The 20,186-nt window shown below is 69.4% G+C and carries 20 protein-coding genes and 1 pseudogene; 14 read left to right on the top strand and 7 right to left on the bottom strand.

Annotated features, from left to right (window positions below; genetic code table 11):
* The first annotated feature begins 76 nt into the window (after positions 1–76).
* From BST10_RS04095 to BST10_RS04055, 9 genes are all read left to right on the top strand, one after another.
* The gene (locus BST10_RS04095) at positions 77–1,303 is read left to right on the top strand and encodes a PecA family PE domain-processing aspartic protease (RefSeq protein WP_083036470.1); all 1,227 of its coding nucleotides are present in this window, start codon (positions 77–79) and stop codon (positions 1,301–1,303) included.
* 135 nt (positions 1,304–1,438) lie between these two features.
* Positions 1,439–2,668, top strand: coding sequence for a PecA family PE domain-processing aspartic protease (locus BST10_RS04090; protein WP_235673680.1), 1,230 nt, complete (start codon positions 1,439–1,441; stop codon positions 2,666–2,668).
* An 86-nt stretch (positions 2,669–2,754) separates the two neighbouring features.
* Positions 2,755–3,657: a trehalose monomycolate transport factor TtfA gene (ttfA, locus tag BST10_RS04085; protein ID WP_083036468.1), complete on the top strand. Its 903-nt coding sequence runs from the start codon at positions 2,755–2,757 to the stop codon at positions 3,655–3,657.
* Positions 3,658–3,683: 26 nt separating this feature from the next.
* Positions 3,684–4,469, top strand: coding sequence for an SDR family NAD(P)-dependent oxidoreductase (locus BST10_RS04080; protein ID WP_041316805.1), 786 nt, complete (start codon positions 3,684–3,686; stop codon positions 4,467–4,469).
* A complete protein-coding gene (gene pyrE, locus BST10_RS04075; protein ID WP_083036467.1) occupies positions 4,456–5,004 on the top strand; it encodes an orotate phosphoribosyltransferase in 549 nt (182 codons plus the stop codon). The genes BST10_RS04080 and pyrE overlap by 14 nt, the downstream gene beginning before the upstream one ends.
* Positions 5,005–5,012: 8 nt before the next feature.
* On the top strand, positions 5,013–5,906 hold the full coding sequence (locus BST10_RS04070; RefSeq protein WP_083036466.1) for a hypothetical protein: 894 nt from the start codon (positions 5,013–5,015) through the stop codon (positions 5,904–5,906).
* Complete coding sequence (locus BST10_RS04065) at positions 5,891–6,559, top strand: TrmH family RNA methyltransferase (RefSeq protein WP_013827295.1); 669 nt, start codon at positions 5,891–5,893, stop codon at positions 6,557–6,559. Before BST10_RS04070 ends, BST10_RS04065 begins: the two co-directional genes overlap by 16 nt.
* A 49-nt stretch (positions 6,560–6,608) precedes the next feature.
* On the top strand, positions 6,609–7,832 hold the full coding sequence (locus tag BST10_RS04060; protein ID WP_083036465.1) for an MFS transporter: 1,224 nt from the start codon (positions 6,609–6,611) through the stop codon (positions 7,830–7,832).
* A gap of 40 nt (positions 7,833–7,872) precedes the next feature.
* Positions 7,873–8,991, top strand: a complete 1,119-nt coding sequence (locus tag BST10_RS04055; RefSeq protein WP_083036464.1) for a glycoside hydrolase family 76 protein — start codon at positions 7,873–7,875, stop codon at positions 8,989–8,991.
* A gap of 12 nt (positions 8,992–9,003) precedes the next feature.
* Here the strand turns inward: BST10_RS04055 and BST10_RS04050 are convergent, their stop codons facing one another.
* Positions 9,004–9,702, bottom strand: a complete 699-nt coding sequence (locus tag BST10_RS04050; protein ID WP_013827298.1) for a DedA family protein — start codon at positions 9,700–9,702, stop codon at positions 9,004–9,006.
* An 84-nt stretch (positions 9,703–9,786) separates the two neighbouring features.
* Here BST10_RS04050 and fbaA point away from each other — a divergent pair, with 84 nt between their 5' ends.
* Positions 9,787–10,818, top strand: coding sequence for a class II fructose-bisphosphate aldolase (gene fbaA, locus BST10_RS04045; RefSeq protein ID WP_083036463.1), 1,032 nt, complete (start codon positions 9,787–9,789; stop codon positions 10,816–10,818).
* Between the two features lie 16 nt (positions 10,819–10,834).
* Here fbaA and BST10_RS04040 read toward each other — a convergent pair whose 3' ends face one another.
* A complete protein-coding gene (locus BST10_RS04040) occupies positions 10,835–11,725 on the bottom strand; it encodes an Rv0361 family membrane protein (RefSeq protein WP_083036462.1) in 891 nt (296 codons plus the stop codon).
* Positions 11,726–11,833: 108 nt separating this feature from the next.
* Here BST10_RS04040 and BST10_RS04035 point away from each other — a divergent pair, with 108 nt between their 5' ends.
* Complete coding sequence (locus BST10_RS04035) at positions 11,834–12,250, top strand: DUF3151 domain-containing protein (protein ID WP_083036729.1); 417 nt, start codon at positions 11,834–11,836, stop codon at positions 12,248–12,250.
* A gap of 21 nt (positions 12,251–12,271) precedes the next feature.
* Here the strand turns inward: BST10_RS04035 and BST10_RS04030 are convergent, their stop codons facing one another.
* The 3 genes from BST10_RS04030 to BST10_RS04020 are packed head-to-tail and all read right to left on the bottom strand — an operon-like array spanning position 12,272 to position 14,685.
* Positions 12,272–13,159, bottom strand: a complete 888-nt coding sequence (locus BST10_RS04030; protein WP_083036461.1) for a cation diffusion facilitator family transporter — start codon at positions 13,157–13,159, stop codon at positions 12,272–12,274.
* 44 nt (positions 13,160–13,203) lie between these two features.
* Complete coding sequence (locus tag BST10_RS04025) at positions 13,204–13,989, bottom strand: site-2 protease family protein (RefSeq protein WP_013827303.1); 786 nt, start codon at positions 13,987–13,989, stop codon at positions 13,204–13,206.
* 27 nt (positions 13,990–14,016) lie between these two features.
* A complete protein-coding gene (locus tag BST10_RS04020) occupies positions 14,017–14,685 on the bottom strand; it encodes a peptidase M50 (protein WP_083036460.1) in 669 nt (222 codons plus the stop codon).
* 134 nt (positions 14,686–14,819) lie between these two features.
* Between BST10_RS04020 and BST10_RS04015 the strand changes: the two genes are divergently transcribed.
* Entirely contained in the window at positions 14,820–16,145 is a 1,326-nt protein-coding gene (locus BST10_RS04015) for an adenylosuccinate synthase (protein ID WP_083036459.1), read from the top strand.
* Positions 16,142–16,780, top strand: a complete 639-nt coding sequence (locus BST10_RS04010) for a PaaI family thioesterase (RefSeq protein ID WP_013827306.1) — start codon at positions 16,142–16,144, stop codon at positions 16,778–16,780. Before BST10_RS04015 ends, BST10_RS04010 begins: the two co-directional genes overlap by 4 nt.
* A 46-nt stretch (positions 16,781–16,826) precedes the next feature.
* On the opposite strand, the gene BST10_RS04005 is transcribed toward BST10_RS04010, so the two are convergent.
* Together BST10_RS04005 and BST10_RS04000 are read right to left on the bottom strand one after the other, a co-directional pair.
* Entirely contained in the window at positions 16,827–17,183 is a 357-nt protein-coding gene (locus BST10_RS04005) for a DoxX family protein (protein ID WP_013827307.1), read from the bottom strand.
* Between the two features lie 42 nt (positions 17,184–17,225).
* Positions 17,226–18,801: pseudogene (locus BST10_RS04000) on the bottom strand (Na+/H+ antiporter).
* A gap of 103 nt (positions 18,802–18,904) precedes the next feature.
* Here BST10_RS04000 and purT point away from each other — a divergent pair.
* A complete protein-coding gene (gene purT / locus BST10_RS03995) occupies positions 18,905–20,170 on the top strand; it encodes a formate-dependent phosphoribosylglycinamide formyltransferase (protein ID WP_083036458.1) in 1,266 nt (421 codons plus the stop codon).
* The last annotated feature ends 16 nt before the right edge of the window (positions 20,171–20,186 follow it).

Raw genomic sequence — 20,186 nt, 5'->3', positions numbered from 1 at the left:
AGCTGATCGGTTAGCCTAACGGTTACTGAGAAAGTCCAGTATTTTCCAATACTGTCGTTAATTCGGAGGGTTCGTCATGTCGGTTCGTGGTCATCGCCTGGTCGGGGCGGTCAGCGCCGCCGGGGCGTTCCTGGTGCTCAGCGCCCCTGCGCCCACGGCGCAGGCCGAATGGGACGACCTGTTCCAGCCCATCATCGACGCCTTCAGCATGGTCGACCCGGGCGTTGCTGCCGACACCGACCCGGGCAGCGCGTTGGCCTCGTTGGACACCCTGTTCGACGGCTGGTACCAGGACCTCATTTACAACCCGCTCAACAGCATTGCGCCGTGGCTGTTCGGTTCCGATCTGCCGGGCAGCGCTGTCGCCTACGGCCCCGACACCCCGGTTGCGGACCTCCCGTCGAGCTTCACCGTCCCGATGGATGTCAACCTGACCACCCAGCCGGTGATCGACGTCTCGATCGGCGGCGGCGCGCAGACAGAGGTGCTGGTCGACACCGGCGCGGCCGGGCTGGTCGTGCCGATCTGGAATATCAACCCCTTCGGCATCACCGGCCTGCCCACCGGCTTCAACATCGGCCAGTTCGGCGGAGCGCTGAACTACTTCTACGTGGAGCTGCCCACCACGGTCACGTTCACCGGCGTCGACGGGGACACCGTCACCGCCGACACCACGGTGGACGCGGTGCTCTTCGCCTTCCCGGCGGACCTGAACCCCTTCGGCGCCTGGTCTATTTACGACTATCTGGCCGGCTCCTCCACCGGCATCCTGGGCATCGGACCCAACGCGCTCGGACCCACACCCGACCACATTCCGACCGCTGATCTGCCGGGCACCCTCGGCAACGGCGTGCTGATCGACCAGCCCAACGGCCAGCTGATCTTCGGGGACAACCCGTATGAGAATGGCACCGTGATCCAGGGGGCACCGTGGACGATCAACTCCAGTGACCTGCAGGTGAGCATCAACGGTGCAGATCCCGTGACGGTGCGTGCCGTCATCGACTCTGGCGGGGTCTACGGCACCATGCCGACCTCCGCATTGGCAGGGTCCGGCGTGACACCGGTCAACGGATCCCTGCCGGACGGGACGACCATTCAGGTCTACACCAAGGACGGCACGCCGCTGTACAACTACACGGTGGGCTCCCAGCCGGGTGAGGTGCGCAGCCCGGTCGTGATCAGTAGCGGCGGCATGAACACCGGCAACTGGCTGTTCGCCCAGGAGCCGGTCTACATCAACTACGGTGTGCCCGGCGGCCAGACCATCGTTGGTGGCACCCTCATTCAGGCCGGAAGCTGACCCGCCCGGCGGTCGGTGATTTTTGGCTTTTTCTTGGGCAGATCCTCTGGTGCCCTGCGCCCTTGAGTGCGTTAGCTGACCGCGATTCGTCATGGACGCAACGGTCTGTGACCTCGCGCGGGGAGGTTCCAGGAGATGACGGCAGTTCGACGGAGGATGGTCGGTGCAACCGCGGCGGTCGCGGCGGTCGTGGCCTTCGGGGGCGTACCCGCGGCGCACGCCGACTTCGACGACCTCTTCGAGCCGATCATCGACGCGCTCAGTGCGGTCGACCCGGGCATAGCCGCCGATAGCGACCCCGGTTCGGCGCTGGCCTCGCTGGACAGCCTGATCGACGGCTGGTACCAGAATCTGGTCGCCACCCCGATCAACGACCTCGAGCAGTGGACATTCGGTGGGGCCACCGACGCGGGCACGGCCAGCAGCGCCGCCGCGTCCGGAGCGGACACCGCCGTCCCCGACAGCTTCACGGTTCCATTGCAGGTCAATGCCACCACCGAGCCCGTGGTGGACGTCTCGGTGGGGGGCGGCGGTACGGCGCCGGTGCTGGTCGACACCGGGGCGGCCGGCCTGGTCATGCCGATCTGGGACATCCCGTGGACCGGCATCACCGGGCTACCCACGGGGTTCAACATCGGCCAGTTCGGCGGTTCGCTGGACTACTTCTATGTCGAACTGCCCACCACCGTCACCTTCACCGACGCCGTCGGCGACACGGTCACCGCGGACACCAGCGTCGCCGCCGTACTCTTCGCCTTCCCAGCGGACTTCAACATCTTCGGCTCGTGGTCCATCGCCGACTACCTGGGCCCGGCCAACGTCGTCGGCGTGCTGGGCGTCGGAGCAAATGCGCTCGGGCCGAATCCCGGCGACATTCCGACCGCAAATCTGCCAGGGGATCTCGGTCACGGTGTGCTGATCGACCAGGCCGGCGACCAGTTGGTGTTCGGGGACAACCCGTTGACCGACGGAACTGCAGCCCACGGGTCGCCGTACACCGAACTGGCGGTCAGCATCAACGGCGCACCCGCCCAGCACGTGACCGCCGTCGTCGACTCCGGCGGTGTCTACGGCACCATGCCGTCATCAGTGCTGGAGGAGGCGGGCGTCACGCCGACGCAACTGGGAGTCTTGCCGAACGGAACGACGGTGCAGGTCTACACCGATGACGGTCAGACGTTGCTGTACTCCTACACGGTGAATTCATCGGATCCGTCGGCGCAGAGCCCGAGCGTGGTCGGTGGTGCCGGTGCCTTCATGAATACCGGCAACTTCCCCTTCGCCCAGCAACCGGTGTACATCTCATACAGTCCGAACGGTGTCGGGACCACCATCTTCGGCGGCTCCAACGCCCTCGAAGTGTGACGTTGACCTCTTGGAATCGTGCTGATATGCGGTTGTGACCAGCAAGCGTTCTCGCTTCCGGGCCGACAACAGATACGCTAGGCGCAATGGTCCCGCTCTGGTTCACGCTGTCCGCGCTGTGCTTCGTCGGCGCGGGCGTCTTGCTGTACGTGGACCTCGACCAGCGTCGCGGCCGCAGCCGGCGCCGTAGATCCTGGGCCCGCTCCCAGGGCTTCGACTTCGAACTGGAGTCCACCGAAATCCTGCAGCGCTGGAAGCGCGGCGTGATATCGACGGCAGGCGATGCGCCCGTCCGCAACGTGGTGCTCGGTCAGATCCGCGGCGAGGCCGTCTACATCTTCGACCTGGACGAAGTCGCCACGGTGATCGCACTGCACCGCAAGGTCAGCACCAACGTCGTCGTCGACGTGCGGCTCAAAGGCCTCAAGGAGCCCCGCGAGAACGACATCTGGCTGCTCGGGGCGATCGGCCCGCGGATGGTCTACTCCACCAACCTCGACGCGGCGCGGCGCGCCTGCGACCGGCGGATGGTCACCTTCGCCCACACCGCCCCCGACTGCGCGGAGATCATGTGGAACGAGGCGAACTGGACGTTGGTGAGTATGCCCATCACCAGCACCCGCGCCCAGTGGGACGAGGGGCTGCGCAGCGTACGCCAGTTCAACGACTTGCTGCGGGTACTGCCCCCGACGCCGCGGCGCCAGCCGGTCGAAGCGGCGACCGGGGCAGCCAAGCCGGCGAGCCGACGCAACGGACAACCCAGCCGCCCGCTGGGTTCGGGCGGTGCCGCGGACTCCGCCGAGGACAGCGCGGCCGATCAGGCGTCGTCGCCGTCCCGGGCGTCCGCGCCGCCGGCAGGCAACACCGCCGCGGCCGCCGAGCCGCGGTCGCGGCGCCGCGCCGCCCGTGACGAGCCGTCGGGCATGCTGCACGCCCCGTCACCGGGCGCGGGCCGCAACGGCCGGCAGACAGCGCACTATCAGCGCTGACGTCCGGCTTCGTTACGCTGTGGGGCATGTCGCGTCCTGCCAGACCTACGGCCCTGGTCACCGGGCCTACCTCGGGACTTGGCGAAGGCTATGCGCGCCGTTACGCCGCCGACGGCTATGACCTGGTCCTGGTGGCCCGCGACGCCAAGCGGCTGAAGGCGCTGGCGGCCGAACTGCGCGGCAGTCACGGCGGTGACGTCGAGGTGCTGCCGGCCGATCTGGCCGACGCCGACGACCGGGCCAAGGTCGCCGAACGGCTTCGCGCCGGCGTGCGGGTGCTGGTCAACAACGCCGGTTTCGGCACCTCCGGGGAGTTCTGGACCGCCGACCCCGAGCTGCTGCAATCCCAGCTGGACGTCAACGTCACCGCGGTCATGCAGCTGACCCGCGCGGCACTGCCGGCGATGATCGAGGCCGGCACCGGAACCGTCATCAACGTGGCCAGCGTCGCCGGGCTGCTGTCCGGTCGCGGCTCGACATACTCGGCCTCCAAGGCCTGGGTGGTGTCGTTCACCGAGGGGCTGGCCGGCGGGCTGGCCGGCACCGGGGTCGGCATCCACGTGGTCTGTCCGGGCTATGTGCACACTGAGTTCCACGAGCGCGCCGGCATCGATATGGACACGCTGCCCTCGTTCATGTGGCTGAAGGTCGACGACGTCGTCGCGACCAGCCTGGCCGACATCGCCCGGGGCGACGTGATCAGTGTGCCGGGCCTGCAGTACAAGGCGATCACGACGGTCAGCCGGCTGATTCCGCGCGGGTTGTCGCGGACGCTGACCAAGACTTTCGGGCGGGGCAGTGGGCGTACTTGACAGCGGAGAGCGTGACGAATTGGCCGCGCTGGTCCGCGAACTGTCGGTGGTGCACGGGCGCGTAACGCTGTCGTCGGGCGCCGAAGCCGACTACTACGTCGACCTGCGCCGCTCCACCCTGCACCATCGGGCCGGTGCGCTGATCGGCCGGCTGGTCCGCCAGCTCACCGACGACTGGGAGTACGCGGCGGTCGGCGGCCTGACGCTGGGTGCGGACCCGGTGGCGACCGCCGTCATGCACGCCCCGGGCCGGCCGATCGACGCCTTCGTGGTGCGTAAGTCGGTGAAAGCCCATGGCATGCAACGACTTATCGAAGGAGCGGACGTGGCGGGGCGGTCGGTGCTGGTGGTGGAGGACACCAGCACCACCGGCGGGTCGGCGCTGACCGCGGTGCGTGCGGTGCGCGAGGCCGGTGGGCACGTCGTCGGTGTGGTGACCGTGGTGGACCGTGCCACCGGGGCGGCGGAGGCCATCGAGGCCGAAGGTGTGCCCTACCGCAGCGTGCTCGGCCTGGCCGAGCTGGGACTGGGCTGAGCCGGGTTGTGCGGACTCTGATCGCGGCGGTGCTGGCGCTGGCCGCCGCGTGTGCGGCGGCCTGTTCGGGTTCCGCTGCGAGCGGCCCCTACGGCGCCCAGGGCGCGCGGATCGGCGAGGCGCTGCCGTTGTTGGGCTGGGAGCTGACGCTGACCAACCTGCGCTGGGAGGTCGATCATGTCCTTATCGACGTCAAGGCGCACGTCCCGGATCCGGGCGGCCCGCACGCCGCGGCCGGCGAACTGCGGTTCGGGATCTACGGCACGCCCGCCCGCCCGGTCGAGGCGACCGGCCTGGGAAGCTGCGATGCGCTGGGGCAGCTGACGCCGGCGCCGCTGTCGACCCGCGAACCCGACCGGTTGGACGGCACCGTGTGCCTGGGGCCGCTCAAGGAACGCAGCGCGGTGCGCGGCGTCTACGCCTACTCGCCGGCCGACCGGATCAAGGACACCACGGTGGCCTACCCCGCGGCGTTCCCGGTAGGGCTGCCGCCGATCAACCCCTACGACACCGGTTTGGTGCTCACCCCGCAGGGGGTGGCGGCATACCGGGCCGACGGCGTCCCGCTGGCCCCGAGCGCCCTCGGCGACCCGAAAGCGTTCTCCGGCAACGGATACATGGTGCTGAGCCTGGCTGCCGACGCGGTCGCCGGACAGTACCGCGACGACGCGGACGCCCGCGGCGGGCCGCTGATGCTCGTCGCCGGTCCAGCGACGCCGATGCCCGGGCTGGGGCCGGATTGTCTGGCCTCCGGGTCGTCGGTGCTGATCCTGCCCGAGGCGTCGCTGAACTCGGTGCACGTACCGACGTCGCTGTGCACGCACGGTGAGATCAATGCCGCGGTGCTCTACGCCTCGGTGTCGGTGGTGGGCACCCACGCCGCCGTATGGACCACTTCGTGACCGAGCCGGTGGCCGAACCCGGTCCCACCGAGTGGTTCCCGCCGGCCAACGGCGTCGGGCCGTGGCAGGGTGAGCCGCCCACCGATTCCCGCTACGACCCGGAACTGCTGCGCGATGGTGACCGCCGTAACGTCGTCGACGCCTACCGTTACTGGACCCGCGAGGCGATCATCGCCGACATCGACTCCCGGCGGCACCGGCTGCACGTGGCGATCGAGAACTTCGAGCACGACGCCAACATCGGCTCGGTGGTACGCACTGCCAACGCGTTCGCCGTGGACACCGTGCACATCGTCGGGCGGCGGCGGTGGAACCGGCGCGGCGCCATGGTCACCGACCGCTACCAGCGGCTGCGGCATCACGACCAGGTGGCCGGACTGCTGGAGTTCGCCGCGCAACAGGGCCTGACCGTCGTCGCGGTGGACAACGTCGCCGGGGCGCAGCGGTTGGAGCAGACCGTGCTGCCGAGCGACTGCTTGCTGGTGTTCGGCAGCGAAGGCCCCGGCATCAGCGACGAGATGCGCGCCGGAGCCGGTCTGCTGGTGTCCATCGCCGCGTTCGGCTCGACCCGCAGCATCAACGTCGGGGTGGCGGCCGGCATCGTGATGCACACCTGGATCGCCCGGCATGGCAACCTGGAAAACGCCTGGTAAGAGTCGGGCCTTACTGAGACAGTCCTCGACCGCATGGTGTGCTGACGGCATGGCCGGCAGCACGTTCAGATCTCTGAAGGTCTTCAACTATCGGCTCTGGGCGGGCGGGGCGCTGGTCTCCAACATCGGAATCTGGATGCAGCGCACCGCGCAGGACTGGCTGGTGCTGACCGAGCTCACCGCCCGCAGCGGAACCGCGGTCGGGGTCGTCATGGGCCTGCAATTCGGGCCCCAGCTGCTCCTGCTGCCCTGGACCGGCTATGCCGCCGACCGTTTCGACCGGCGCAAACTGCTGATCGCCACCCAGACGGCGTTGGGCGTCTTGGCGCTCGTCCTCGGCCTGCTCACCGTGAGCGGCCTCGTCCAGCTGTGGCAGGTTTACGTCCTGGCGTTGCTGTCCGGCTGCATCAGCGCGGTCGATATGCCGGCGCGCCAGACGTTCGTCTCCGATCTGGTGGGAGACGACGACCTCTCCAATGCGGTGGCGCTGAATTCCGCGTCGATCAACGCCGCGCGGATGATCGGTCCTGCCGTCGCCGGTGCGCTGATCGCAGCCGTCGGCACGGGTTGGGCGTTTCTCATCAATGCGGCGTCCTTCGGTGCCGTGCTCGCCTCGCTGGCGCTGTTACGGGTGCGAGAGCTCTATCCCAACGCCCGTGCCGTCGGCCCGGCGCGGGGCAATCTCATGGCGGGTTTGCGCTACGTTTGGGCGCGTCCGGATCTGAAGGCGATCCTGTTGATGTTGTTTCTGATCGGTACCTTCGGGCTCAATTTCCCGATCTTCATCTCGACCATGTCGGTCACCGTCTTCCACGGCGGCGCGAACCAATACGGGCTGCTGTCCTCGGTGATGGCGGTCGGCACGCTCGCCGGAGCACTGCTCGCCGCGGGCTGGGAGAGGCCCCGCTTCCGGTCACTGCTCTTCAGCGCGGCGGTCTTGGGTGTCGGCTTCGCATTCGCCGCCGTCGCGCCGGATGTCTGGCTCTTCGGTGTCGCGCTCGCCGTGATCGGGGTGTCCACCCTGACGTTCACCAATGCAACGAACAGCCTGATGCAACTGACCACCGAGCCGGTGATGCGCGGGCGAGTGATGGCGCTGCGGCTGGCCATCGCCGTGGGCACCACGCCGATTGGTGCGCCCCTCATCGGCTGGATAGCCGACGCGTTCAGTCCGCGCTGGGCGCTCGGTGTCGGCGCGTTGTCCGGGTTGGCCGCGACCGCCGTGGCGCTGGCCTACCTCGCGGGTCAGCGTCGTGGCCCGGCTTCTCGGTAGTTGTGGGATGGCGCTGCCCGATGCGGCAGGATCAACCGCTATGGATCTGCTATGGGCCAATCGGGCCGAGAGCGCCGAGGCCGCTGTCACCGCGAGACATCTCAAACCGCTCTGGCACCTCCCGGGCACCCACCTCGGCGTGGTGGCCTGGCCGCCGATCCGCCGGGCGCCGCACTGGCACTACTGGTGGCAGGCGCACCTGCTGGACTGCCTGGTCGACGCGCAACTGCGTGACCCGCAGCCCGAACGCGTGACGTCGATCAAGCGCCAGATCCGCACCCACCGGTTGCGCAACGTGTTCCGCTGGACCAACGCCTACTACGACGACATGGCTTGGCTGGCGCTGGCCATCCAGCGCGCCTGCCGGGTCACGGGGATCGACCGGCACCGCGCGTTGCGCACCCTGACGCGCGAGCTGACCGACTCCTGGATGCCCGAGGCCGGCGGCGGGATCCCGTGGCGCAAGGACGAACAGTTCACCGGGCCGTTTTTCAATGCCCCCGCCAACGGGCCGGCCGGGATCTTCCTGGCGCGTGAACCCGAGTGGCTGCAGCGGGCCCAGCAGATGGGCGACTGGATCGACGCCACCCTGATCGACCCGGAGACCCACCTGGTGTTCGACGGCATCCGGTCCGGGTCGCTGGTGCGCGCCGAATACACCTACTGCCAGGGCGTGGTGCTCGGTCTGGAAACCGAACTGGCGGTGCGCACCGGCGCGCCGCGGCATGCGGAGCGGGTGCAGCGGCTGGTCGCCGCGGTCGACAAGCAAATGGCCCCCGGCGGGGTGCTCAAGGGCGCCGGTGGCGGCGACGGCGGGCTGTTCGCCGGAATCACCGCCCGGTACCTGGCATTGGTCGCCACCGATCTACCGGGGGAGTCCCCCGCCGACACCGAGGCGCGCAGCACCGCGGCCGAACTGGTGCTGAGGTCGGCGAGGTCGGCGTGGGACTACCGGCAGTCGGTGGACGGCCTGCCGCTGTTCGGGGCGTTCTGGGACCGGCCCGCCGACGTACCCCGGGCCGACGGCGCGGTGGCCGCTTCCGTCGCCGGGGCGGTGTACGAATCCGAGGTGCCCGAACGCGACCTGTCGGTGCAGTTGTCGGGCTGGATGCTGATGGAGGCCGCCCACGTCGTGGCTGCCGCCCGCCCGCCTGGCTGACCGGGTGCGGCGCTACTCGGGATTCTGCGTGCTGAGCGCGGACTCATCGTCGGCGGTCTCGGCCGCGCGATTCTGCCGGCGCGCCAGGTAGGCCCTGGTGGCCGAGAAGATCGCCGGCAGCAGCGAGACGAACAGGATCCCGATGATGATCAGTTCCAGGTGGTCGGTGATGCCCGGCACCTTGGTGCCCAGCAGGTAGCCCGTCAGGGTCATCCCGGCCCCCCACAGGATGCCGCCGACGATGTCGAAGGCCAGGTAGACGGGGTAGCGCATATAGGACACGCCGGCGATCGGCGGGACGAAGGTCCGGGCGAACGGCACGAAGCGGGCCAGGATGATCGCCACCGGACCGTACTTTTCGAAGAAGGCATGTGAGTCGGTCACATAGTGCTTCTTGAAAAAGCGGGAGTCCTCCTTCTTGAACAGCGCCGGACCGATACGACGGCCGATGAAATAGCCGCACTGGTCACCCAGCACCGCCACGACCGCCACGGACGGCGCCAGCACCCAGATGTCGGGGTTGCCGGCGGCGGCCAGCAGGCCACCGGTGACCAACAGTGATTCACCCGGCAGCAGCGGAAACAGCAGACCGGTCTCGATGAAGACGATCACCAGGATCGCCGGGAGTACGGCGTGCTCGAATACCCCGCCCTGCCCGATCCAGTACATCGGGTCCAAGATGTGGGGCATCGCCGCCACCGTCATGCTCATGACGCACCAACATACCGGGGGCCGTGAGCCAAACCGGCCCTGAGATACTTGATGTCAGTTTCGGTCAGCCAGGAGGAGAGTTCCATGCCCATCGCCACCCCCGAGGTCTACGCCGAGATGCTGGGCCGCGCCAAGGAGAACGCGTACGCGTTCCCGGCGATCAACTGCACGTCGTCGGAGACCATCAACGCCGCCATCAAGGGTTTCGCCGACGCCGGCAGTGACGGCATCATCCAGTTCTCCACCGGCGGCGCGGAGTTCGGCTCCGGTCTGGGCGTCAAGGACATGGTGACCGGCGCGGTGGCGCTGGCCGAGTTCACCCACGTGATCGCCGCCAAGTACCCGATCAACGTGGCGCTGCACACCGACCACTGCCCGAAGGACAAGCTGGACGGTTTCGTGCGTCCGCTGCTGGCGATCTCGACCGAGCGGGTCAAGGCGGGCAAGGACCCGCTGTTCCAGTCGCACATGTGGGACGGCTCGGCCGTGCCGATCGACGAGAACCTGGCCATCGCCGAGGAGCTGCTGGCCAAGGCGGCGGCCGCCAAGATCATCCTGGAGATCGAGATCGGCGTGGTCGGCGGCGAAGAGGACGGCGTGGAAGCCGAGATCAACGAGAAGCTCTACACCACCCCGGAGGACTTCGAGAAGACCATCGACGCCCTCGGTGTCGGCGACCACGGCGAGTACCTGCTGGCCGCCACGTTCGGCAACGTGCACGGCGTCTACAAGCCCGGCAACGTCAAGCTGCGTCCCGACATCCTGGGTGAGGGCCAGAAGGTGGCGGCGGCCAAGCTGGGCTTGGCGGCCGGCTCCAAGCCGTTCAACTTCGTCTTCCACGGCGGCTCGGGCTCGCTGAAGTCGGAGATCGAAGAGGCGTTGCAGCACGGCGTGGTGAAAATGAATGTCGACACCGACACCCAGTACGCGTTCACCCGCCCGATTGCGGCGCACATGTTCACCAACTACGACGGCGTATTCAAGATCGACGGCGAAGTGGGCAACAAGAAGGTCTACGACCCGCGCAGCTACCTCAAGAAGGCCGAGGCCGCCATGACCGAGCGGGTCATCGAGGCGTGCAACGACCTGCACAGCGCCGGCAAGACCCTGAGCTGAGGCGCCCTACACCAGATCAGCCGCCGTGGGACTGGCAGATCTTCCACTGGTCGTCGCGGAACTGCAGGTCGAAGCTGCGGGTTGAGCGGACCCGCGGCGCGTATGCCATGAACGCGGTGACGTTGGCTTCGGCGTGGCCGTCGTTGACCACGACCTCGTCGATGCTGGCGACCACCGGATACTGCTTGGCCGCCGCGATCCGGCGGTAGGTCTCGTCCCACGCCTTCTGGTCGTAGTTGACGTAGCGGTCGCGGATGTCGCCGCAGGTCAAGCTGCGCAGCGCCGCCAGGTCGCCGTTCTGCATGGCGATGTCGAAGTTCAAGATGGTGCCCCGGACCCGCTCTTCCTGCGAGGCGGCCTGCCGATCGTCGCGGGTCAGCCACAGCGTGCCCAGCACCGCGACCACCGCCAGCACCACGATGACCAGGATCAGCGCCAGCACCCAGCCCCAGCTGCGTGACACGGTGGCGGGCAGTCTGCCGCCCAGTCGCGGCGGAATCTGTTGCGGTATCGCCTTTCCCGCATCACCGGCCTGCCGGGCGATGAGCTCGGTGTCGGCGTCACCCACCGACGGCATGACCTCGGTCGCCCCGTCGAACCCGGGCGCGGTGAACCGTCGCTCCGGCGGTCCGTCCGGGCCGGAATCGGTGGTGGTGGGTGCGGCCTCGGTGGTGATCACCTCGGTGACGGCATCGGCATCGGCGTCGGGGGCATCCGCCGGTGCGGCGTCAGCGGCCTCTGGAATGACCGTGGTGGCGGTGTCGTCCTCCCCGGAGGGGACCGGGTGCACGTCGACGGCCTGATCGGGCTCGGTGGGTTGGATCGGGGGGCCATCGGGAGCGGGATCGTGACCGGATGCGGGCGGAACGGGGGTGTCGTCGCGGTCGGGGCCCGATGGGTTCGGCATAAGCTGCTGCTGTCCTCCCGTTAGCGAATCTGCTGGGCGCCAGCTTACTGAGCGAGGCGGCGCATTGTTGGAGTGGCTGGCCACCGACGGCACGGCAGAATGGGCGATGTGACTTTCTCCGGTGATCTCCTGCGCCCCGATCCGATCCTGCTGCCCGGCGACCCCGACGCCGAGGCCGGCCTGCGTGCCAACCAGGACCCCGCCGTTGTCGCGGCCGGGCATCCGTCGGCCTCGGTGGCGTGGGCGGCGCTGGCGGAAGCGGCATTGGCCGAGGGCAGGGCGGTCACCGCCTACGCCTACGCGCGCACCGGCTACCACCGGGGTCTGGACCAGCTACGCCGCAACGGGTGGAAGGGCTACGGCCCGGTGCCGTACACGCATGAACCCAACCGGGGCTTTTTGCGGTGTGTGGCCGCGCTGGCGCGTGCCGCCGATTCCATCGGGGAGACCGACGAGCGGGCCCGCTGCCTGGCTCTGCTCGACGATTGCGATCCCGGCGCCCGCTCGGAACTGGGGCTGAGCTGACCATGCGATAACGCGCGCAGGTCAGCATCCGATGGGGCAATCGCCGCCCTGCCCGGGCGGTTCCACCTGCACGGTGGCGTGGGTCAGGCCACGGGCTGCCAGCACCGCCCGCGCCTCGCCGAGCACCTGTCCTGGGTCGGCACTGGTGCGCAGATGGGCGGTGGCCATGTCCTGGCCCGGAACCAATGTCCAGACGTGGAGGTCGTGCACGTCGGTGACGCCGTCGACGGCGCACAGTGCCGCCCGCAGTTCGGCGACGTCGATGTGGCCGGGCGACGCCTCGGACAGGATCCGCAGCGCGTCGCGGGCCAGTGCGAACGCCCGCGGCAGCACCCACAGCGCGACGAACACGGCGACCACCACGTCGGCGTAGGGCCACTCGGTGGTGACGGTGACGACACCGGCGATCAGCACCGCGACGTTTCCGACCGTGTCGGCGACCACTTCCATGTAGGCGCCACGCACCGCCAGGCTGCGCTCGATGTGCGACCGCAACAGCAGGATGACCACGATGTTGACCGCCACACCGGCCAGCGCGATGACGATCAGCGGCACGCCCGGCACGTCCGGCGCGGTCCCGATGCGCCGGATCGCCTCGGTCAGGATGAACGTCGCCACTCCGACCAGCAGCACCGCGTTGGCGACCGCCGTGAACACCTCGGCGCGGTGCCAGCCGTAGGTGCGTGACGGTGACGTGCTGCCGCGCCGGGCCAGCATCACCGCGGCGACCCCCATGAACAGCGCGGCCAGGTCGGTGAGCAGGTGCCCGGCGTCGGCCAGCAGTGCGATCGAGTTGATGGAGATCGCGGTGCCCAGCTCGATGACGAAGAACGCGGTCAGGATCGCCGCCCCGATGACCATCCGGGACAGCCGGGCGTCGGTGTGATGGTGATCGTGACCGGTGGCCATGGCTAGCAAATATAGGTCGCGGCGCCGTCGTGGGTGCGGTGCGATCAGAACCAGCTGTTCCAGAACTGCGTCAGGCTCATGCCCCACGACACCAGCAGGCGCGGCACGGCGAACAGGTCGACGAACCAGAGCACCAACCCGAAGAATTTCTGGTTCAGCATCGGTGAGGAGATCAGCAGCACCAGCAGCACCAGCAGGCCCCACTGTGAGAACGGCGCCACCGCCCGCTGGGTGGCCGGGCTCAGATGCGGCTCCAACGCGCCGTAGCCGTCCAGCCCGGGCACCGGCAGCAGGTTCAGCAGCACCGCGGTGACCTGTAGGAAACCCAGGAACGCCAGACCGGAGAAGAACACCGGATGCGCGGGGTCGTAGCACACCCGGGTGGCGCCGAGCAGCAGCCCGGCCAACACCAGGTTGGCCGCCGGGCCGGCCAGGCTCACCAGGCTGCGCCGCAGCGGCGTCATGAACGACGTCTGCACGTACACCGCACCGCCCGGCAGGCCGATGCCACCCAGCGCGATGAACAGCAGCGGCAGCACCAGCGACAACCCCGGGTGGGTGTAGCGCAGCGGGTTGAGGGTCAGATAGCCGCGCATCTCCGCCCCGCGGTCACCGAAGCGCCAAGCGGTGAAGGCGTGGCCGAATTCATGCAGACACAGCGACACCAGCCAGCCGGCGATGACGAACACGAAGACCCCGGCATAGGCCATCGGCCCGATCTCGCCGGCCGCCCGCCAGGCCAGCACGCCGCCGAGCGCGGTCACGGCCACCAGCGCCAGGAAGACCGGGCTGGGCCGTACCGCCTGGCCACGCAGCGGGCGGACGTTCACCGCACGAACCTATCGGACCCCTCGGAGCTACCGGACCAGCAGCCAGTCGTCGACGTGGCGATAGAAGGTGGATCGCTTCACCGTCCGGGTGCCATAGACCCCGTCGCGCACCACCAGCGCACCGGTGGTGCCCAGTTGCGCGGCCCGGCCGGTCACCCAGCGGCGCACCCGCCGTCGCCGCCCCGGCACCCCGGCCCGCAATCCCGGCGCGGCGCCGATCGGTTCGATCAGCACTTCGGCCACGTCGCCGTCGAAGAGCGCGGCGTCGTCGACGATCCCCTCGCCGCGCAGCGTTTCGGCGCCGTCGACCGGTAGCCAGCGACCGGCGCCGGCCAGTGCGGTTCCGGCATCGTCGCGGATCAGCGGCACCGGGCCGGCGGTGCCGTGCCGGGCACGCCGCGCCGCCCACCAGCCGGCAGGCAGCCGGTAGGCCCGGGTGGCGGGGGTGCGCCGCAGCGGCGCGTACCCCAGCTCGACATCCAGCCGGTCGGAGCGCAGCAGCCGAGTCAGCACTCGGGCCAGGTCGGCGTCATCCCCGACCACCACCAACCGGTGGAAGTGTTCGATCGCCGCGGTTACGGCTTCGGCGGCGTCGTCGCTCACGGGCACGGTCGTGAGCCCCCGTAACGGGCGCGGTAAGGACCGCCCGGCAAACAGCAGAACGGCCGCGTCGGGGGCGTTGGTGGCGTTCAACACGCTCCTTGGGAATCGCTTCAGCCCGGCCCGATTGCCCGGCTCCTCCTCGGACTCGTGCCTCGTCCGCATCGTCGCCAGGCTAAGCTCATTCCCCGGCTGGACCACAGTAAGCCAAGACAGTTAGCGAGAAATCCATGCCGGCAATCGTCGTCATCGGCGCCCAGTGGGGTGACGAGGGCAAAGGGAAAGCCACCGACCTACTCGGCGAACGAGTGCAGTGGGTGGTGCGCTACCAGGGCGGCAACAACGCCGGCCACACCGTGGTGCTGCCCACCGGGGAGAACTTCGCGTTGCACCTGATCCCCTCTGGGGTGCTGACGCCGCACGTCACCAACGTCATCGGCAACGGTGTGGTGGTCGATCCCGGGGTGCTGCTCGACGAGCTGGCGGGGTTGGAGCGGCGCGGCGTGGACACCTCGCGGCTGTTGATCTCCGCCGACGCGCACCTGCTGATGCCCTATCACGTCGCCATCGACAAGGTGACCGAGCGGTACATGGGTTCCAAGAAGATCGGCACCACCGGCCGCGGCATCGGGCCCTGCTACCAGGACAAGATCGCCCGCATCGGGATCCGCGTGGCCGATGTGCTCGACGAAGAGTCGCTCGCCCAGAAGATCGAGGCCGCCCTGGAGTTCAAGAACCAGGTGCTGGTCAAGATCTACAACCGCAAGGCGCTGGAGCCGCAGCAGGTGCTCGAGGATCTGCTGGTGCAGGCCGAGGGCTTCAAGCACCGCATCGCCGACACCGCGCTGGCGCTGGGTGCTGCGCTGGACCGCGGCGAGCACGTGCTGCTGGAAGGCTCGCAGGGCACCCTGCTCGACGTCGACCACGGCACGTACCCGTTCGTGACGTCGAGCAACCCCACCGCCGGCGGCGCGGCCGTCGGCTCCGGCGTCGGGCCCACCCGCATCACCACGGTGCTGGGTATCTTGAAGGCCTACACCACCCGGGTGGGCTCGGGGCCGTTCCCCACCGAACTGTTCGATGCCAATGGTGAGTACTTGTCCAAGACCGGCGGCGAGGTCGGGGTGACCACCGGCCGACAACGGCGGTGCGGCTGGTTCGATGCGGTGATCGCGCGCTATGCGACCCGGGTCAACGGCATCACCGACTACTTCCTGACCAAGCTCGACGTGCTGTCCACCCTGGAGACCGTGCCGGTCTGCGTCGGCTACACCGTCGACGGCAAGCGCACCGACGAGTTGCCGATGACCCAGGAGGAATTCGCCCGCGCCGAACCGGTCTACGAAGAACTGCCCGGCTGGTGGGAGGACATCTCCGGCGCCCGCACCTTCGAGGCGCTGCCGGCCAATGCGCGTGACTACGTGTCGCGGCTGGAAGAGATCGCCGGGGCGCAGGTTTCGTGCATCGGGGTGGGACCCGGCCGAGAGCAGACCATCGTGCGTCGCGACGTGGTGCGGGGTCACGTTGTGCACGACATCGTGCAGGACCCCGCGTGAGTGAGCAGCGGCCGGAGGAACTCGACCCCGACTACGCCAGCCACGGCGGGTTCCCGGACTTCGCTGTCGTGGATCCGAGCCCGGGCTTCGCGCGATTCGTCACCACGATGCGGCGGTTGCAGGACCTGGCGGTGTCCACCGCGCCCGACGATGCGACCTGGGACGACGCCGCCGACCGCGCCGAAGCGCTGGTAGGGCTGCTGGAGAAGTTTCCGGCGCCGCAGGCTGTCGCCCCGGCCGGGCGGGCGCCGTCGCTGCCGGGCATGGGCAGCCTGCTGATGCCACCGTGGCGGATCACCCGCTTCGAACCCGACGGGGTGTCCATGGCGGGGCGGTTCAGCCGGTTCCACGTGGGCGGCAATTCCGCGGTGCACGGCGGCGTGCTGCCGCTGCTGTTCGACTGGATGTTCGGGATGGTGGTCCATGCCGCGAACCGCCCGATCAGCAGGACGGCGTTCCTGCATGTCGACTACCGCAACGTCACCCCGATCGACACCCCGCTGGTGGTTCACGGCCGGATCGACAAGGCCGAGGGGCGCAAGGCTTTCATCAGCGCCGAACTGACCGATACCGACGGCACGCTGCTGGCCGAGTCGCAGGGGCTGATGGTGCGATTACTGCCGGGGCAGCCTTAGCGTCGATCGCGAGCGCGGCGGAGCCGGGCGCTGCGGGTCGGCGCAATCAGGCTGAGCTCGGACCCTCGACGGTCATCGCGGCGAACAGCGCCAGGAACGACGCGGCGGGAACCGTGTTGGGGATGCTGTCGCGGACCCGGATGTGGGCGCCCACCGCGAGAATGAAGTACAGCGTCAACGCCGCCGTGGTCAGCCGGGCCAGCGCCGGGAAGCGGCGCGCCGACAGCAGGCCGACCGCCGACGCGACCTTGACGATCGGCAGGATCGGGCGGATCTGCTCGGGACACTCCACGGTGTCGAGAGCCTTGGCGATGTAGGGCACCGGGATGGCGCAGAGCGCGGCGTCGGCGGCCTGGAAGGCGGCCAGCCCGGTGTAGGTCTTCGGCGACGTGAGGGCACTCATGGGACCGACTCTAGGCGCGGACCACCCGAACCGCCCGCGCGGTCAGTCCAGATTCAGCGTCGCCTCTTCCAGATCCAGCCCGTGCAGCAGGGTGCGCAGCACCTGGTCGTCGATACGGCCGATGTCACGCTCGTAGATCAGCGCCGCACGCTCGGCGGCCAGCATCTCCAGCCGCAGCCGGCGAAATGCGGCGGCGGCGGTCTCGTCGCTGTCATCGTTGCCCGGATCCAACCGCCGCAGCCGTTCCCGGGCCGCGTTGCGACGCCGGGTGTTCCAGGTGCGCAGCGCCGCGGCGGCGCGTTCGCTGGCCGGTGACGGCTCGCTGGCCGCCAGCACCTCGTCGAGCCGGTCGGCGGCGGCCAGCGCCGCTTTGTCCTGCGCGGCGGCCGCGGCGATGGCGTCGCTGCGGTCCTCGTCGGTGCGGACCCCCAGCCGCCGGATCAGCCACGGCAGCGTCAGCCCGTGCAGCAGCAGGGTGCCGACGACCACCACGAAGGTCAGAAACACCAGCTGCGGCCGGCCCGGGAACCCCTGCCCGGCCAGCGTCGTCAACGGCACACCGAAGGCGGCCGCCAGCGACACCACACCGCGCATTCCCGCCCACGCCAGGATGAACACCGCCCCGGGAGTTGGCGCCGGCTCGCGTTGCCGAATCCTCGCCGAGAGCATCCGCGGCAGGTAGGAGAACGTCACCACCCACAGCGCGCGCACCAGCAGCGCCGTGATGAACACCGCGACCGATGCGACGGTCAGGGTCGAGAACCGCACGCCGTGCATGTTCTGCACCACCGTGGGCAGCTGCAGGCCGATCAGCAGAAATGCCAGCGACTCCAGCACCAGTTGAACCGCTCGCCACACCGCCTGGTCCTCCAGCCGGGTGGCGTAGTGGGCGCGGGTGAAACGCTGCCCGAGGATCAGGGCGGCGACCACCACCGCGAGCACCCCGGAGCCGTGGACCTCTTCGGCCACCAGATAGATGACGAACGGGGCCACCAGCCCGACCGCGCTCTCCACCAGCGGGTCGGTCAGCCGGTCGCGGATGATCACGATGAGCGCCCCGAAGACCACCCCGACCGCCACGCCGCCGACAGCCGCCAGCACGAAGGTCGCCAGCCCCATGCCCCAACCGGTCGCGGCGCCGATTGCCGCGGCCAGGGCCACTTTGTAGACCGTGAGCGCGGTGGCGTCGTTGAGCAGGCTCTCGCCGCCCAGCAGCGTCATGGTCCGCCGGGGCAGGCCGACCCCGGCGGCCGATAGCGGTGGCCGACACCGCATCCGGCGGGGCCACGACCGCTCCCAGCGTCAGCGCGGCCGCAACGGTGAACTCCGGCACGGTGTAGTAGGCGACCGCGCCGACGGCGACGGTGGTGGCCAGCGGCAGCCCCACCGCCAGCAGCATGATCGAACGCCGGTTGCGGCGCATGTTGATGAAAGAGCTCTCCAGCCCGGCCGACCACAGCAGTGGCGGCAGGATCACGAACAGCACCAGGTCGGGGCGCAACGCGATATCGGGTACCGCCGGGATCAGCCCGACCAACAGGCCGGCGATCACCAGTACCAGCGGCGCGGACAGCTGACGATGCCGAGCGATGGCTGCCACCAGTACCGCGCCCACCAGCGGTCAAGCAGCACCGCGTTCACCGTCGTCACACCCCCCTGCCGTTTTCACCCTTATCCTTGAGCACCATGCAACATTGCCTTGGCGCGGGAGGGTAGGGCAGTTGAACGGGGAGGCCGAGGAGGACCGGGCGTCCGAGACCGGGCGGTTGACCGCTGACGGCCCCGGGCGCACCAGGGTGGCGTTGCTCGGCTCCGGTGAGCTCAGCCGCGAACTGGTGACGGCGCTGCAGCGGCTGGGCGCCGAGGTGATCGCCGTCGACCGTTACGCCGACGCCGCGTTGCACCGGATCGCCGACCGCTCGATGGTGGTCGACCTGAGCGACAATGACGAACTCGCCGCGGCGATCCGGTGGTTGCAGCCGAAGTACGTGGTGGTCGGTTCCGATGTGGTGGCCACCGATGCGCTGACGGCCGTTGTCGACACGGGTTTCACCGAATTGGTGCCGGGCATCCGCGGCGCACGGCTGGCCGCGAACCCGGAGGGGCTGCGGCGCCTGGCGGCCGACGAGCTCGGGCTGCCCACCGCGCCGTTCTGGTTCGCCGGCTCGGTCGAGGAACTTCGGGCGGTGGCAGGGCATGCCGGGTTTCCGATGGTGGTCAAGCCGGTGGTGGGAGCGCTCGGCGAGGGCCGCTCGGTGATGGTGCGCGACAGCGACATCGAACCCGCCTGGCAACGCGCGGTCTCGGCCGCCGGCCCGGGCGCGCACCCGCGGGTGCTGGCCGAGCGGGTGGTGGAGTTCGACAGCGAGGTCACGTTGCTGGCCGCGCATCGCGACGGGGCCGACGGTCCGGCACTGGATTTCTGTGCACCGATCGGGCATCGCAGCGAAGAGGACCCGAATGGTCAACTGACGGTGGAGCTTTGGCAGCCCTATCCGATGACCGCGGTAGCGCTGGACGCGGCCAAATCGGTCGCCGCGCGGGTCGCGCGGGCGCTCGGCGGACGCGGCCTGTTCGGGGTGCAACTGCTGGTTCACGGTGACGAGGTGTACTTCACCGGCGTCGACGTGCGCCCCTACGACGCGGCCCTATTGACGCTGCGCACCCAGCGGCTTTCCGGCTTCGAACTGCAGGCACGAGCGATCCTCGGGCTGGCGATCGACCCCATCATGATCTCGCCCGGCGCGGCACGGCTGATCTACTCGCGGCGGCCGCCGGGAGCGCCCGCCCCCGAGGCCGCGCCCGACAGTGTGGCCGTGGTGGCCGACGCGCTCCGGGTGGCCGAAAGCGATGCGGTGGTGTTCTCCCACCACGAGGGCCACCCTCGCCGGAGGCTGGGTTTGGCACTGGCCACCGGCCCGGATGTGGCGGTCGCCCGCGACCGGGCCGGGCAGGTCGCGGCCGTTCTGGGCAAGCTGTGGCCGTGACCCCCGCGGTGGCGTG

Origin of the sequence: Mycolicibacter algericus DSM 45454 (assembly GCF_002086455.1) — a bacterium.
Taxonomy (GTDB): Bacteria; Actinomycetota; Actinomycetes; order Mycobacteriales; family Mycobacteriaceae; genus Mycobacterium; species Mycobacterium algericum.
This window is presented reverse-complemented; position numbering and strand designations above follow the sequence as displayed.